The sequence below is a fragment of the Paenibacillus camelliae genome, from assembly GCF_023715345.1.
Classification (GTDB): Bacteria; Bacillota; Bacilli; order Paenibacillales; family Paenibacillaceae; genus Pristimantibacillus; species Pristimantibacillus camelliae.
Genome location: NZ_JAMBNY010000074.1, coordinates 1 through 305, shown reverse-complemented (window position 1 = coordinate 305; position 305 = coordinate 1). Strand labels below are relative to the sequence as shown.

Genomic DNA, 305 nt, shown 5'->3' with positions numbered 1-305 from the left:
GACCCCTTGAAGACGACGAGGTTGATAGGCTGGGGGTGGAAGTGCAGCAATGCATGGAGCTGACCAGTACTAATCGGTCGAGGGCTTATCCTACAGACTTTGAATACGGAGCGTAAGCGAAGATTCACAAGTCACATCGGAAGCATAACGCTTCTGCTCGAACTCGCTAAGATGTATCTAACTTTCATATCCAGTTTTGAGGGTGCAAGCCACTTCGGAAGCATCTACAACGTTTGGTGACGATGGCGAAAGGGAACCACGCGTACCCATCTCGAACACGACCGTTAAGCCTTTCAGCGCCGATG

Annotated in this window: 2 rRNA genes; both read left to right on the top strand. The window is 50.8% G+C overall.

Annotated elements, in window-relative coordinates:
• Window positions 1–93: ribosomal RNA gene (locus tag M3180_RS22470) — 23S ribosomal RNA — on the top strand; the annotation flags it as partial.
• A 139-nt stretch (window positions 94–232) separates the two neighbouring features.
• Window positions 233–305 (top strand): 5S ribosomal RNA (gene rrf / locus M3180_RS22465); the annotation flags it as partial.